The 15,118-nt window shown below is 61.3% G+C and carries 13 protein-coding genes; 3 read left to right on the top strand and 10 right to left on the bottom strand.

Annotated elements, in window-relative coordinates:
* Positions 1–36: 36 nt before the first annotated feature.
* Positions 37–882: an AraC family transcriptional regulator gene (locus tag CDO73_RS22285; protein WP_088490730.1), complete on the bottom strand. Its 846-nt coding sequence runs from the start codon at positions 880–882 to the stop codon at positions 37–39.
* Positions 883–1,207: 325 nt separating this feature from the next.
* Between CDO73_RS22285 and CDO73_RS22275 the strand changes: the two genes are divergently transcribed.
* Positions 1,208–1,582, top strand: coding sequence for a BlaI/MecI/CopY family transcriptional regulator (locus CDO73_RS22275; RefSeq protein WP_087798994.1), 375 nt, complete (start codon positions 1,208–1,210; stop codon positions 1,580–1,582).
* A gap of 9 nt (positions 1,583–1,591) precedes the next feature.
* On the top strand, positions 1,592–3,142 hold the full coding sequence (locus CDO73_RS22270; RefSeq protein WP_088490728.1) for a M56 family metallopeptidase: 1,551 nt from the start codon (positions 1,592–1,594) through the stop codon (positions 3,140–3,142).
* A 186-nt stretch (positions 3,143–3,328) separates the two neighbouring features.
* Here CDO73_RS22270 and CDO73_RS26995 read toward each other — a convergent pair whose 3' ends face one another.
* The 9 genes from CDO73_RS26995 to CDO73_RS22225 all read right to left on the bottom strand — a co-directional run bounded on the left by CDO73_RS26995 (position 3,329) and on the right by CDO73_RS22225 (position 14,267).
* The gene (locus CDO73_RS26995) at positions 3,329–4,645 is read right to left on the bottom strand and encodes an anhydro-N-acetylmuramic acid kinase (RefSeq protein WP_373446998.1); all 1,317 of its coding nucleotides are present in this window, start codon (positions 4,643–4,645) and stop codon (positions 3,329–3,331) included.
* Complete coding sequence (nagZ, locus tag CDO73_RS22260; protein WP_306437542.1) at positions 4,645–6,612, bottom strand: beta-N-acetylhexosaminidase; 1,968 nt, start codon at positions 6,610–6,612, stop codon at positions 4,645–4,647. Before nagZ ends, CDO73_RS26995 begins: the two co-directional genes overlap by 1 nt.
* Positions 6,609–7,841 (bottom strand): exo-beta-N-acetylmuramidase NamZ family protein, encoded by a 1,233-nt coding sequence (locus CDO73_RS22255; RefSeq protein WP_088490726.1) that lies wholly within the window; start codon positions 7,839–7,841, stop codon positions 6,609–6,611. The genes nagZ and CDO73_RS22255 overlap by 4 nt, the downstream gene beginning before the upstream one ends.
* A complete protein-coding gene (locus CDO73_RS22250) occupies positions 7,838–8,539 on the bottom strand; it encodes a hypothetical protein (RefSeq protein ID WP_179218795.1) in 702 nt (233 codons plus the stop codon). The genes CDO73_RS22255 and CDO73_RS22250 overlap by 4 nt, the downstream gene beginning before the upstream one ends.
* A 40-nt stretch (positions 8,540–8,579) precedes the next feature.
* Positions 8,580–9,689: an ABC transporter ATP-binding protein gene (locus CDO73_RS22245; protein WP_088490725.1), complete on the bottom strand. Its 1,110-nt coding sequence runs from the start codon at positions 9,687–9,689 to the stop codon at positions 8,580–8,582.
* 180 nt (positions 9,690–9,869) lie between these two features.
* Positions 9,870–10,682, bottom strand: a complete 813-nt coding sequence (locus CDO73_RS22240; protein ID WP_088490724.1) for a carbohydrate ABC transporter permease — start codon at positions 10,680–10,682, stop codon at positions 9,870–9,872.
* Between the two features lie 97 nt (positions 10,683–10,779).
* On the bottom strand, positions 10,780–11,694 hold the full coding sequence (locus CDO73_RS22235) for a carbohydrate ABC transporter permease (protein WP_256972812.1): 915 nt from the start codon (positions 11,692–11,694) through the stop codon (positions 10,780–10,782).
* Between the two features lie 277 nt (positions 11,695–11,971).
* Positions 11,972–13,324, bottom strand: coding sequence for an ABC transporter substrate-binding protein (locus tag CDO73_RS22230; protein WP_088490722.1), 1,353 nt, complete (start codon positions 13,322–13,324; stop codon positions 11,972–11,974).
* Positions 13,325–13,427: 103 nt separating this feature from the next.
* Entirely contained in the window at positions 13,428–14,267 is an 840-nt protein-coding gene (locus CDO73_RS22225) for a MurR/RpiR family transcriptional regulator (RefSeq protein WP_088490721.1), read from the bottom strand.
* A gap of 251 nt (positions 14,268–14,518) precedes the next feature.
* Here CDO73_RS22225 and CDO73_RS22220 point away from each other — a divergent pair.
* The coding region (locus CDO73_RS22220; protein WP_306437541.1) for a BadF/BadG/BcrA/BcrD ATPase family protein at positions 14,519–15,118 on the top strand (600 nt) is incomplete at its 3' end.

The raw sequence follows: 15,118 nt of genomic DNA, 5'->3' as shown, positions 1-15,118 counted from the left end.
TTTTTGCGTATGGGGCAAATGTCGTCGTTCTTCGCTTCAAGCCCGCCGGGTCGCTTCGTATTTGCCCGGCGAGACGCCGGTCAGCTTCTTGAACGTGCGGATAAAGTTGCTGTAATCGTTAAAACCCGATAAGCCGCAGGCTTCGGTAACGGACGCTCCTTGCGACAGATGCCGCTTGGCCGCCGCGATTCGTTTGATCAGCACGTATTGGTACAGCGTGCTGCCCGTCCGCCTTTTGAACTGATGGCTCAAATGCGACGGATCGACGGCGAAATGTTCGGCGATCTGTCCGAGCGATAACTCGTCCGACAGCCGTTCGTCGATATAGGCCATGATCTCCGCCACCATCGCGTGCGCGGGACGTCCGGCCGGGTCGTGCTCGTTCTCGCCGAACCGCTGATTGATCCAGACCAACAATTCCGTCAGATAAGCGATCGTCAGCACGTCGCTGCCGTAACGCCGGTTCCGCGAGACTTCTTGCAGCTTGCGCCCCGTCTCCCGCATGTACGCGATCTGTTCTTCGTCGATTCGCACCACGTTCCGATGGCCCGGAGGCCGATTCTGGAAACAGCCGAGCAGATTGGTAAACGAAGTCGACAAGCCGCGAACGAGCCGTTGATCGAAACGGATCGTCATCCGCTCGTACGGAACCTTGCCGAAATGGCAGATCCGATGCAGCTCTTTGTCGTTGCACAGAATCAGATGCCCCCGCCGCAGGCGATGCATCGATTGTTCCACGTAGAATTCGACGTCGCCGCCGAGAAACAGATAAATTTCGTAATCGTCATGAAAATGAAAAGCGGCTTGAGCAGGCCCTTCCGATCTCGCGTGTTCGATAAACAGCGAGTCTTGCAGAGCCAAGCCATGTTGTTCACGATTCAACTTGAACGCTCCTTCCGTTCGAGTCCGGCAGTCGCTCGCCGGACAGGCGGAGCGCGCCGATCGGGCTCTCTATAGGGACAAACGCAAGCCGAAGCCCGAATATCGCGAAAAAAGCCGATTTTTTCTGCAAACCGCGCTTTCGAAGCCGATTCGAGATCCGCGGAAAGCGTTTTGCGAAGCATTCGACGAAACGAAATCCGCATAAGCCGAAGCCTTCTTGACATTCACTACGTCGTGTAGTAGTTTTATATCACTACAAGCTGTAGTTATTAAGCCTGCCGCGGACGCGCGGCTCGGCATCCCCACGCATAAGGAGTGTCGAACGATGACCCGGGTCCAAAAATTGTCGGAGACCGAATTGGAATTGATGAGAGAAATCTGGTCGTGCGAGCCGCCGGTCACTTCTGCCGATCTGCTGCGAATCTTCGCGGAAAAAGGCCGGGAATGGAAAGGTCAAACGATGTCGACTTTCCTTTCCCGATTGGTGGAAAAAGGCGCGCTCGAAGCCACCCGGCACGGACGGACCAACCGCTACGTGCCGATCGTCTCGCCGGAGGAATACAAACTGCTGGAGACGCAGCACGTCTTGGACGGCCTGTATCAAGGTTCCGTCAAGAATCTGGTCGCCGCCATGTACGACGGCAAAAAGCTGTCGGGCGACGATCTGGACGAGCTGCGCAAATGGTTTTCCGAAAAGTAGGTGCCGAACATGAACGCATTGAACATCATGCTTGAACTGCTGCTCGCCCTTACCGCGGCCGGAAGCGCCGTGACGCTCTGCTTGCTGCTGCTGCGCACGCTTCCCGACGAAGCGATGTCGGCCCGCTGGCGTTATCGGCTCGGCAAGCTGGCGCTGGCTTTCTACCTGCTGCCGATCTCGCTCTTGGCGGCGAGGCTGACGCCGCCTTCGGCTTCGCCGGCCGCCTCCGATGCGGCGGCCTTCGCGGGAGCCGCCTCCGAAGCGGCGGCGGGGATCAATCGCACGGGACCGGAGCTGCCGCTCTGGGCGGCCGCCGGGCTGCTCGGCATCTGGGCAGCCGGCGCGCTCGGCTACGCCGCTTGGCAGCTGATCGCGTACAGGAAGTTCGCGCGGCTGCTGCGCGCGTCAAGCCTGCCGGTTCCGGCGGGCGACGAAGCGCATGCCCGGCTGCGCCGGGTTCGACGCGAGCTGGGGCTGAAGCGCGAAGTGGCGCTGGCGTACAGCCCGATGCTGCGCGGACCGATCTTGGCCGGGCTGCTGCGGCCGGCGGTGTATCTGCCGACGCCGGAGCGCGGCGCGATCTCGGGCGCGGCGCTGGATATGGCGCTTCGCCACGAGCTGATCCATCTGCGGCGCGGCGACCTTCGGGTCAAGCTGTTGGCGCTGGCCGCCTGCGCGCTTCATTGGTTCAATCCGCTCGCGCATCTCGCGCGGCGCGATCTGGGTCTGTGGAGCGAACTGGCTTGCGACGCCGAAGCGGTAGCGAACATGTCCCGGGAAGAACGCAAACTTTACGGATTGGCTTTGATCGGAGCAGCGGGCGGCCCGGAAGGCCGACCTTCGCGCTTCGTCGCTCCTCTGTCCGGAGACGGTCACCAACTGCAAAGGAGACTATCCCTTATGTTAAACGTCACGAAGATCAAGAAAAAAACCGCCGTTATCAGCACGGCCGCCGTATTGGCGATCGCCGCGCTCGGCACGACCGCCGCCGCTTGGGCTTCGGAGAATACGCCGACCGTTTCGGAAGCCGTGCCGGTCGCCTCCGTACCTGAAAAAGGCGTTAACATCAGCGAAGATTCGATTTCCGTCGAACCCGCAACGCGCGCCAGCAGCAGCGAGGATTCGATCTCCGTCGAACCCGCAACGCGTGCGAGCGGCAGCGAAGACTCGACCTCCGTCGAACCCGCAACGCGCGCGAGCGGCAGCGAAGACTCGATCTCCGTCGAACCCGCAACACGCGCCAGCGGCAGCGAAGATTCGATTTCTGTCGAACCTGCAACGCGCGCGAGCAGCAGCGAAGACTCCGTCGCGGCCGAACCCGCAGCGCGCGCTAACGACAGCGGATCGCGCTCCGCGAGCGAACCGGCGCCGGTTCCGTCCGAGACGCGCGGCTCCGCTTCCGATCAGGCGATCGCAGAAGCTTCGCCGGTACGACCGGCCGCGACGTCTTCCGAATCGCGCACGGTGCCGAGTGCCGCATCGACCGAACCCGCTCCCGCGGAACGCTCGGCTTCCGAGCAAGCCGCTCCTTCGGTAATGCCGGATTCCGCGCGCAAATAATCCGTTCCGGTTCCGCTTTCGGGCAGACCGGACCGGAAATTCCGCGGCTTCAACGCGCCGCTCACGTCAAAAGGCCTTCCTCTCCGCGATCGGCGGAAAAGAAGGCCTTTTTTCTGTGCGGCGAACATTCGTAATCTTGCATCCCGACCGCGCATTCAACCGTTAAGCGACGGGCGAAAATACGGGTCAAGGCAGCGCCAACTTGCCCATGACCGTCGGACGGGAAGCGCCCGTGGCGGACGGCAGGTTATTCGGCACGCCCCGCAGGAAATCGCTGCCGAGCAGCGCGAAGATCACGGCTTCTTTGGCGTCGTCGTCCACGCCGAACTCGGCCGACGAACAGACCCGCTGCTCCGGCAGCAGCTCTGCCAGCATCTTCATCAAAGTACCGTTGCGCGCGCCGCCTCCGGAGACGATGACCTCGTCGATCCGGCAGCGCGGGAAGACGAAGTCCCGGTAAGCCGCCGCGATCGAACGGGCGGTAAACGACGAGGCCGTCGCCACGATATCGGCATCGGCCAGGCCGCGCCCCCGCGCCCGATCCACGAATTCGGCCGTATAGACTTTGCCGAATACTTCGCGTCCGGTCGACTTCGGCGGAGCCAGCCGGAAATACGGATGTTCCATCATCTCGTCGACCAGCGACTCGTCCGGCGTGCCGGAAGCCGCCCATTTCCCGCCTTCGTCGTAAGCGCGGGCTCCTTCGCTCAGCAGCCATACCGTCTGATCGATGACCATGTTGCCCGGTCCCGTATCGAAAGCGAACGTCTCTTCCGGCTTCGCGGCGGCTGGCAGCGCCGTGCAGTTCCCGATGCCGCCGATATTCTGAAGCAGCCGTCCGAGACGCTCGTCCCGGAACAAGATCAGATCGCCGTAAGGCGCAAGCGGCGCGCCTTGCCCGCCGACCGCCATATCGGCGGGACGAAAATCGCCGACGACCGGCACGCCCACGCGCTTCGCGAGCATAGAGAGGTCGCCGATCTGAAGCGTGGAGCGAAAACGCGTGGGATCGACGGATTCCAGACCCGACGAATCTGCCGCGCCCGGAGCCTTCTCCCCTCGATCGGAGCTTCCGTCGGACGTAACCTCCCGAGCGGCTCCCGTCTTCGAAGAAGTTCCGCGATCCGACCGGCCGAAAAGCTCCGGCTCCCGTTCGCCCGGAATATGCCAGATCGTCTGCCCGTGCGAACTGACGAAATCGATGTCCGCCATCGACATCCCGGCTTCGCGAACCGCCGAGAACGCCGCTTCGGCGAAGATCTCCGCCAGCAGCGCGTTCATGCCGCAGATCTCGTCGACGCGCGAGCGTTCCGGCACGCACAGGTCTTTGAGCCGCTCGCGCAGCGCGTCTCCGTAAGGTCGGCTGTACGCGTGCAGCAGTTCCGCTCGCGCCGTAAGGCCGCTGCCTTCGATCCGGACGACGGCCGCGTCGACCCCGTCGAGCGACGTGCCGGACATCAGACCGACCGCCAGCGCGGAATCGCCTTCGAAACTCAGCCGGATCATGTGCGCAGCCCCCAGCCCGCCGGATAATCCGGTCCGACCGATACCGGCAGGCGTCCTCGGAACGGAATCCGGCCGAGCAGCGCCGCCGCCGCGCTTCGCAGCGCCAGCGGGCGGCTCTCGTAGACGGCCGCGTAAGCCGGCACGTCCGGGAAAGCCAGCAGATCGTACGGATCGCGCAGCGCCACGACCGCAAGCGGTCTTCCCAGCGCTTGCAGCCGCCGGACCAGTTCCGCCTGCGCCGGATTGAACTGCGCGTTGTACGTTCCGACGACGATCTGCTTCACGTCTTCGCGCTCCGCTTCGGCCAGCAGCGCTTCGAGATGCGCCGCCACTTGACCAGCGTCCACCACGCGGTCGACCACGTCGAGTCCCAGTTCCGCCAATTCGCGCCCGAGTCCGCGCGTGCTCGCGATCGATTCGTCGACGAACGCCGTGACGTTCGCCGAGCAGGTGATCGCCAGCGTCCGCGCCGGGCGCAGCGGCACGATCTTCCGCTCGTTGCGAACGAGCGTCGCGCTCGCTTCGCTGATGCGGCGCGCCGTGTCGAGCGCTTCCGGCGCGCGCAATCCGGCAAGCCCGACCGCGACCGCCTTCTGCCGACTGCCGTCGACAAGATCCCCTTCGCCCGCGCCCGAGACATCGGCGGCGTCCCCCGATGCCGTCTCCTGCTCCGCGCTCCAGCGAAGCGGCTCCGATTCACTCGGCAGTTCCCCCGCCGTACTTCCGATCCCCGTCCCCCCGGACTTGACCTCGATCGGTTCGAATTCCCCGCTTTGGCGTTCTTCTTCCCTTGCTTTTTCTCCGTCCGTTCGCGTACCGGTTTCCGTCGCCGCTTCCCCAAGCAGCCGCGCCGCCGATCCGCGCGTCAAGATGCCGCGTTTCCATTTCATCCGCAGCAGCCGGCGGACCGAATCGTCGATGCGCGCTTCGGAAATGCGGCCTTCGTGCACGGCCGCTTCGAGAGCCGCCAGCGCCGCGCCCTGCCGGTCGGAACGATGGCTGACCAGAATCTGATCCGCTCCGGCCAATACGGCCAGCACGGAAGCTTCCGCCACGCCGTAATGTTCGGCGATCGCGTTCATCTCCATGCAGTCCGTCGTGATGATCCCTTCGAAGCCCAATTCTTCGCGCAGCAGTCCGGTGAGTACCGCAGGCGACAGCGTCACCGGCAGCTTCTCTTTCTCCAGCGCCGGAAAATAAATATGCGCCGACATCACGGCATCCACCCCTTCGGCGAACGCCCGCTTGAACGGCACCAGCTCCACCTTGTCCATCCGCGCCCGGTCATGCGGCACGGTCGGCAGATCCAGATGCGAATCGACGTCGGTATCGCCGTGCCCCGGAAAATGCTTGGCCGTCGCCGCCACGCCCGCGTCTTGATACCCCCGCACGGCCGCGGCTCCGAATTCGGCCGCCGCTTCCGGCGATTCGCCGAACGAGCGCACGCCGATCACGGGATTCAGCGGATTGTTGTTCACGTCCAGCACCGGCGCATAGTTCAGATTGATGCCGATCCGCCGCAGTTCGCTGCCGCTGACGTAAGCGGCGCGGTACGCTTCCTGCGCCGACCCGGCAGCGGCGATCGCCATCTGGCCCGGCATCAACGTGACGCCTTCGGTGATCCGCGCCACCATGCCGCCTTCTTGGTCGATCGAGATCCACAGCGGCGGCACTCCGTTCGCGGCGGCCGCTTCCTGAAGTTCCCGCGTCAAATCGGCGAGCTGCCCGGGCGACGATACGTTGCGCGAGAAATAGATGATGCCGCCCGTCCGGTACGCCGCGATCAGCTTCATCGCTTCGGTAGTCATCTTCGTGCCGTCGAAACCGCCGAGCAGCATCTGCCCGAGCTTGCTTTGCAGGTCCATGCCGCCGAGCAGCCGCTCGATCGCCGCCGACGCTTCCGCGTCGATCGGATTCGCCGCTGCGGAAACCCTCGGTTCCTCTTCGAATGATTGCCGCGTCATGCCGATCCACTCCCTTCCTTCTGTTCATCCTGTGCTTCATACAGCAAATAGGCCCGTCTTCGCCGCAGCCATTCTGCCGACTCTTCGCGCCACGCCGCCGATAATTGCTCCACACCGTCCGGCTGTCCGATCCGTTCGCGCAGTTCGTGTCCTCCGGCGAGCAGATCGATAAATGGACGCCGGCCTCCGGGCGGAGGTTCCAGCCAGCGGAAGCGGTCGGGGTGCAGCCGCATCGCCGCTCGCAGCAGACGCAGCCCGGTCTCGACCGAATCGAACGCCTGCCGATCCGTCACGAACAACCGCACGCCTCCGCACAATTCCCCGGCATGTTTCGAGAAAGTCGGCGTCTGATACACCGCGTGAAAACGGACGCCGGGCAGCTTTTCTTCGTTCATCGCGTCCGCCAGCCGAGATCCGTCCAGCCACGGCGCGCCGATCCACTCGAACGGCCGGGTCGTGCCCCGGCCTTCCGACATATTGGTCCCTTCGAAAAAGCAAGTTCCCGCGTACACTCTGACCGTGTCGATCGTCGGCATGTTCGGCGAAGGCAGCATCCACGGCTGGCCGGTATCGCCGAATTCCATGCTTCGGTTCCACCCGTCCATCTCCATCACGCCGAGTTCGCAGCCGCTGCCTGTGAGATCGCCCGCCATCCTCGCCAGTTCGCCGATCGTCATTCCGGTGCGGATCGGCATCCGCCAAGCCCCCACCATCGACTCGTAGCCTTCGCGCAGCAAGCCGCCTTCCGCTTTCGATCCGCCGAGCGGATTGGGGCGGTCGAGGACGAGCAGCGCTTTGCCGCAAGCCGCGCAGGCTTCGATCGCGTACAGCAGCGTGGACAGATACGTATAGAAACGCACGCCGAGATCCTGCATATCGAACACCAGCGTATCGACCGTTTCGAGCAGCTCCGGCGTCGGCTTTTTCCGCTCGCCGTACAGGCTGAACACGGGAATGCCGAGCTGCGGATGAACTTCGTCGCCGAAACGTTCGCCCGCCTGCCGCTGGCCGTACAACCCGTGTTCTGCCGCGAACAAAGCGGTCAACCGCGCATCCGGCAGCGAAGCGCATACGTCTACCGCCGTGCGGAAATCGGCCGTGATTCCGGTCGGATTGGTGATCAATCCGATTCGGCGGCCCTGCAGCAGCGGATGGGTCTCTCCGTCCGCCAAACGATCCAGCCCGGTGCGCACGCGAACTTTTCCTTCGGCCGCAGAGGTCCCGCTCATCCCGCGTTCCCCGGCAGCGTGCCCAGACCTTGCGCCTGCTTCGTTTCTTCGTCTTTGTCTCGATCGGGATTCAGCACGTTATCCGCCGCCTGATGCAGATACACCGCGAGCACGCCGGAATAGATCGCCAGCACGCCCACGACCGTAACCGTCAGCAGCAGTCCGAGGAAGAACGCTTGGAAAAAAGCGCCGATCGTATACCCCGGATGGCGCAGCATCAGCTTGACGCTTTCGCCCATCGCGCGGAAGATGCCCATGTCTTTTTGCAGGACCAATTGAAGCGCATAGAACTGGGATACCAGCGCCATCGCGACGAAATACGTCTGGAACACCGCGATCGCCATGTACAGCACCCCGCTTTTGCCGCCGTAATACCACCACGTCGAGACGAGGATCAAAGCCAGCAGCGAGCAGAAGAATCCGAACACCGCCGACGGAACGAATCCTTTGACCGCTCCCCGGAACACGGCGCGCACGCCGTTCGGCTCGCCCAGCGTTCGCATATGGTAAGCGTAGAACGCCCCGTAGACGAGCGGCATATAGATCAGCGGCAGCAGGATCATCGAGACGGCCACCGGCAGGAAGATCAGCGCGGGAACCAGAATCGCCGAACCGATCAGCGTATGCACGACCGCCGGCACGATCTCGTAGAACGCCTCCCGTCCCGTTTTGACCAGAATATCGTTCAGTTTGCGCATGTCGGAACCTCCTTGTGTCCTTGTGGAAAATAGGCTTGCGCTACATCTCGATCCGCTGTTCGCTGTCCGGGTCGAAGAAATGGACTTTGCGCATGTCGAAAATGAACGGCTTGTCGAGGCCCGGGTAAGCGCGGGTCTCCGGGTGGACTTTCGCGGTGACGAGGCGGCTGCCGATATGGAAATACAGCAGATTCTCGGAACCGAGATGCTCGACCACCTGAATATGCGTGTCCATGCGGTGCGGCGACGTCTCCAGCCCCGGCGCGTAATCTTCGCCGTGGATGTCTTCCGGACGGATGCCGAGAATCAGCTTGCGGCCGGCGTACGGCGCGAGCGCGGCCAGCTTCGCTTCCGGAAGTTCGAACGAACCGCCTTCGACGACGACGCGGCCGCCTTCGATCGAAGCGTCGATGAAGTTCATCGGCGGCGAGCCGATAAATCCGGCTACGAACATGTTCCGCGGCTTGGCGTACAATTCGGTCGGATTGGCGATCTGTTGAATGATGCCGCGGTTCATGACGACGATCCGCTCGCCGAGCGTCATCGCTTCGACCTGATCGTGCGTGACGTAGACGATCGTCGCGCCGAGGCGCTTATGCAGCTCGCTCAGTTCGACGCGCATCTGCACGCGCAGCTTGGCGTCGAGGTTCGACAGCGGTTCGTCGAACAAGAAGACCTGCGGATCGCGCACGATCGCGCGGCCGAGCGCTACGCGCTGGCGCTGCCCGCCGGACAGTTCGCGCGGCTTGCGCCCGAGCATCGGCTCCATATCGAGGATCGACGCCGCTTCTTTGACCTTCTGGTCGATATATTCTTTGGGTTTCTTGAGGTTCTTCAGTCCGAACGAGAGATTGTCGCGGATCGTCATGTGCGGATACAGCGCGTAATCTTGGAAGACCATCGCGATATCGCGGTCTTTGGGATGAAGATTGTTGACGACCCGATCGCCGATCAGGATATCGCCGCTCGTCTGGTGTTCCAGGCCGGCGATCATGCGCAGCGAAGTGGTCTTGCCGCAGCCCGAAGGGCCGACGAACACGACGAACTCTTTGTCGTTGATCACGAAGTCGGAACCGGCGACGGCGGTAAAGCTTTCTTTGCTGTGGTCCTGAAATTCTTTGCGTACGTTGCGAAATTCGACGCGTGCCATAATCTGCCTCCTGCCCGTGGCCGGCTTGCCGTCCGCTTCGCCGCCCGAATGCGGCGCGGAGCGGGCACGGCCCGTGATTGATAGTGAACCTTTGCCCGGCGCCGGGCGTTCCTCGCGACCTGACTGCGGGAACGCCGCGCGCCGGGCGACGTTTTTGTCCAAGCGAGTATAGAAATCCGTTCAGCCTTTGACCGCGCCGATCGTGATGCCCTGCAGGAAGTAGCGCTGCAGCGAGAAGAACAGGATCATCATCGGCAGCGCCCCGATCGTCGCGCCCGCCATCATCGCGCCGAAATCGGTCGATTCCGCGAACACGAACGAAGCGAGGCCGACTTGAATGGTGCGCATATCGGTCGAGCTGGTGATCAGGAACGGCCAGAAGAATTCGTTCCACGACGCCACGAACGTAAAGATCGCGAGCACCGCGAGTCCCGGCTTCGCCAGCGGCAGGATCACGCGCCAGAAGATGCGGAATTCGCCGCAGGCGTCGATCCGCGCCGCATGGATCAGCGAGGTCGGCAGCGAGGACATGTACTGCTTCATCAAGAAGATGTTGCCCACGCTGACCGCCGTCGGCAGAATGATCGCCGTATACGTGTCCTGAAGCTGAAGCGTGTTGACCATCAGGATGTACAGCGGAATCAGGGTGACTTGAGCCGGAATCATCATGGTGCTGAGCAGAATCCAGAAGATCGCGTTGCTGCCGGGAAATTTGAGTTTCGCGAACGCGTAACCGGCCAGCGAAGCGAAGAACACGTTCGTGACGGTCAGCACCGACGAGACGAGCAGCGAGTTGAACAGCCAGCGCCAAGCGGCCGTTTTGGCGAAGAATCGCTCGTACGGCGCCAGCGACAAAGCTTCCGGAATCATCGCCGGACGGAACGAAGCCGAAGCCGCCGAATCTTGCAGCGAGCCGACCAGCATCCAATACAGCGGGATGATCGTCAAGATCGTCCACAGCAGCAGGAGAACGCCGGCGACCGCCAATAACATATTCCGGGAACGGGCTTGTGGATGGGATTGCAAAAGAACTCACCTCCGCGCATGAAAATCCGTTATTTTGCACCATCGAATCGACGTACGAAGCGCCTTAATATTCGACGTCGCTCGAAAAAGCTTTGAATTGAAGCACCGAGACGATGATGATCAGCAGCGCCAGCACGAACGACTGCGCGGACGCGAGGCCGAATTCGTAGAATTGGAACGCCGTCTGATAGATCAGGTACGCGATCGTCGTCGTGGCGAAGTTCGGGCCGCCCTGCGTCATCAGGTACACCGAGATGAACACCTGAAACGACGTGATGATGCCCGTGACGAGCAGGTACAGCGTCGTCGGCTTGAGCAGCGGCCAAGTGATGCGGGCGAACTTCGTCCAACCGCTGGCGTGGTCGATATCGGCCGCTTCGTACAGCGACTTCGGCACCCCGCCCATCGAGGCCAGATACAAGATGATGCCCGCGCCGTGCGAGCCGAGCCAGTTCATCAGGATCAGCGAGAACAGCGCCGTGCTCGATTGTCCCAACCAGATTACCGGATCGATGCCGAGCAGCCCGAGGAACCGGTTAAGCAGGCCCGAGTCGGTCGGATCGAAGATCGCCAGCCAGACGACCGAGATCGTGACGCCCGACGCGACGGCCGGCAGGTAAAGCGTGGCTTTGAAGAACGTTTGCGCTTTGTTTTTCATCTGGAAAATGAGATACGCCAGCACGAACGTAATCAGAATGTTGACCGGCACGGTGGCGATCGTGAAGACGACGGTGTTGCGGATCGATTTCCAGAAGACGTCGTCGCCGATCATGTGCTTATAGTTGTCGAATCCGATCCAGGTCGAACCCATGACTTGATACTGCTGGAAGCTCATCACGAACGCCGAAGCGACCGGATAGAGCGTGAACACCAGAAACAGCAGCACCGGAGCCAGAATGAACAGGTATGCCCAGCCGTATTCGCGCCAGAATCGGCCGGAGCCGGAAGGGGCTCGTTTGGGCGAAGCGGTGGTTTGCAAGCGGGTTCCCTCCTTCATGTGAAAAGGCCCGCCGCCGAAGCGGCGGGCTTAAGCTGTCGAAAAAGTCACGTAGGCACTAGAAGCGATCCGGCTCCGAGAGAATTTCGTTCCGGTCGCGTGTTGAAATCGAGAAAAGGTTTGAATTTTCAGCGGAATTTTCTCGATTTCAAAGGCGAACGCTAGCGCTCCTTCACTGAATTTCTCTCTCCGCCGGCTCGCTTCTAGCTACGTTGAACTTTCTCGACGCATTAGGCTCGACGCTCTAAAGCCGGCGGCCTTATTGCCCGAACGACTGCGAACCTTTGGATTTGAAGTCGTCCGCGATCTGCTCCGGCGTCTTCTCGCCCGAGTAGAGCGCCTGCATGTTCGGCTTGACGACCTGCTCTTTGAACTGCTTCTGTTTGGCGGCCAAAGCGGCGTCGAGTTTGAGCGTCACCGGCATTTCGGCGTTCGCGGCCATCTTCTCGGCGGCGGCCAATGTCGTTTCGCTGCCCAATTCTTTGCCCGCGAACGCTTCGGCCTGCGATTTGCGAACGAACGGAAGCGCGAGCTGGTTGGACGCGCTGCCGGCTTCGGCATCGCTCAGGTATTCCATGACCATGAACGTGTTTTTGGCATGCTGCTCGCCTTTGTCGTTCTTCTGCTTGAACGCCACGTACCCTTCGCCGCCGGTCGTCGTCTTGGCCGGAGCGTTGTCGTTATGCGGCACCGGCAGATAGACGAAATTGATCTTCTCGCCTTTGACCGTGCCCGCGTCGATGTCTTTGTTGCGCGTCGCGAGCATCACGTCGTAGTAAGGAATCGCTTTGGAGATGATCGCCGCTTGTCCGGCGTAGAACATGTCCGTGCGTTTGGTCGGATCGAGCGCGGCCGTTTCTTTCGGCATGTAGCCGGAGTCGAGCAGCCCTTTGATGAAGCTCATCGTGTCGAGGATGCGCTGGTCGTTCCATTGGAACTTGCCGCCGTCGTCGAGCACGTCCGGCATGCCGTTGTTGCGCGACAGCATCTCGATGAAGTCGAGCGAACTGCCGTCCGTCACCAGCGCGTACTGCGGCGCGCCGTCGGCGGTCTTGCCGGTCAGCTTGGCCGCCGCCGCTTCGAACTCGGACCACGTCCAACCTTCGCTCTGGATCTTTTTCCAATCGATGCCGGCTTCGTCGAGAATCCGTTTGTTGCCGCCCCAGCCCCATTGGAATTGGTACAGCGGCAGACCGTACTGCACGCCTTGGATCTGTCCGAGTTCCAGCGTGCCCGGCAGATAATCGTTCTTGATCTCGTCGGTCATGTACGGCGTCAGGTCAAGCGCGAGCTTGGTATTGACGTAAGTGCCGTCGACGCTGTGGAAATACAGATCCGGCGGATTGCCCGCGTTCAGCGCCACGTCGAATTTCTGCGGGCCTTCGGCCCAGGAGAGCATTTCCGTCTGCACGGTGATGTTCGGATGTTCGTTCTGGAACTTCGCCACGCGGTCTTTGAGTTCGGTCTCGTATTCCCCGTAGACCGGATACGTCCAGACCGTGACCGTGTCTTTGTCGTCCGGTCCGGCGGTTTTGGAACCTCCTCCGCCTCCGCAAGCGGTCGTGACTCCCATCAGCAGCGCCATCGATAACAGCAAACTTTTTCTTTTCATCTTTATGCCCTCCCTTTCGGAATTTCGTCGAACGGCCATGCATATGCAACGATCGGCGGAATCCGCGCGCGGCTCCCGTCCGTTCGGCTGTTCTTCGGCCTGCTTACAATTCCTTGATCGCCCGGCGGCTCTTGTCCAGATAACGGACCGAATGCTCGTAGTCCCGGCTGGCGACGCTGAGATACAGAATATCGATCAGATTGAGCTGCGTGATCCGCGACGCCATCGCGCCGCTGCGAATCTCGTTTTCCGTCGACGCCGTGCAGAGCGGAATATCCGACGCTTGAGTCAACGAGGAATGGCCGTATTTCGTGATGCCGATGACGGGACAGCCGTTTTCTCTCGCCAGCTTCGCCGCTTTGAGCACTTCTTTGGTCTCGCCCGAGTACGAGATGCACACGACCGCGTCTTCCGGCGAAGCCGTGAGCGCCGCCGTCAACTGCACATGGGGATCGGCGAAAGAAAAGCTGCGTTTGTCGATGCGGAGAAACTTCTGCTGCGCGTCCATCGCGATCAGGTTCGAAGCGCCGACGCCGAAAAAGTACAAGTTGCGCGCCGAAGCGAGACAATCCGCGGCCTTCTCCACCATCTCCTCGTCCAAAATTTTCAGCGTGTCGCGAATCGATTGAATATTGTTCGACGATACGCTGCGGATGATCGCCGAGACGCTGTCTCCGGGCCGGATCTCCTGATACCCCTGCGTTTCGCCCGATCCTTGAAGATCGCCCGCCACTTTGATCTTGAGATCTTGGTAGCCTTTGAAGCCCATCGTCTTGCACAAGCGCACGATCGCGGCTTGACTGGCTCCGCTGCGCGAGGCCAGCTCGGCGATCGAGTACTGAATGGCTTCTCCCGGTTCTTTCAATATGAACTCCGCAATCTTGCGTTCGGAAGGATTCAAGCCTTCAAGTCCTTCCCGCAGACGGATCAAGCCGCCGTTCATGTCCGTTCCTCCCCCGTGCTTCGAAATGAAGGTTTCTCCGGATGCCGCGAAACCTTTTCAACCCGTTTTCTGCAAAATGGCATTACGTTACTAAAACTTACACAACAGGTTTTCTTACCTGCCAGATGTTTGAATGTGTCCATTATAGAATTGGTGAAATAAAATTTCAATATATTTTTTATTTCTGAAATTTTGTTTTACATCCTTTGTCATTTCGCCTATACTGAGAAAAAAATAAAGTGGGGAAAGCGATGAATTTCTATGCGGGAATCGACGGAGGCGGCACGAAGACCGAAGCGGCGGCGATCGACGAACAAGGCGTCCTGCTCTGCCGCGTTCGCGGCAAATCGACCAATCCGCACGCCGTCGGCTTCGAGAAAGCGTTCATGGAGCTTACATCCATTTTCAGGATTTTCTTTGATCATCCGCAGCTTCAATCCAAGAAATGCCTCGGTATCTGTCTGGGCATGTCAGGTATAGACAGTTCCGACGAACGTTCCAAGCTCTCTTCTTATTTAAAAGAAGAGCTGATCCGTTTCGGCGCAAACGTGCCGTTCGAGATTCGAACCGAAGGCGAGATCGCGCTGACCGCCGCGCTCGGCCGGCCTTACGGCCTTCAGGTCATCGCCGGAACCGGCTCGATCGTCTACGGCTTTCTGCCGGGCGAACCCCGGGTACGCGCAGGCGGCTGGGGCCATCTGCTCGGCGACGAAGGCAGCGGCTACCGCATCGGCCTCGAAGCGCTGCGCTTCACGGCGCGGGAGTTCGACCGCGCCGCGCACTTCGCGCCGAGCGGCGGTTCGCCCGTCGGGCGCGCCGCAAGCGCGCCGCCGGGCGGAACCCTGTCCGCC

Source organism: Saccharibacillus sp. O23 (assembly GCF_002205895.1).
Taxonomy (GTDB): Bacteria; Bacillota; Bacilli; order Paenibacillales; family Paenibacillaceae; genus Saccharibacillus.
Note: the sequence above shows the minus strand (reverse complement) of the source record. Positions and strands in the feature narration are given on the sequence as shown.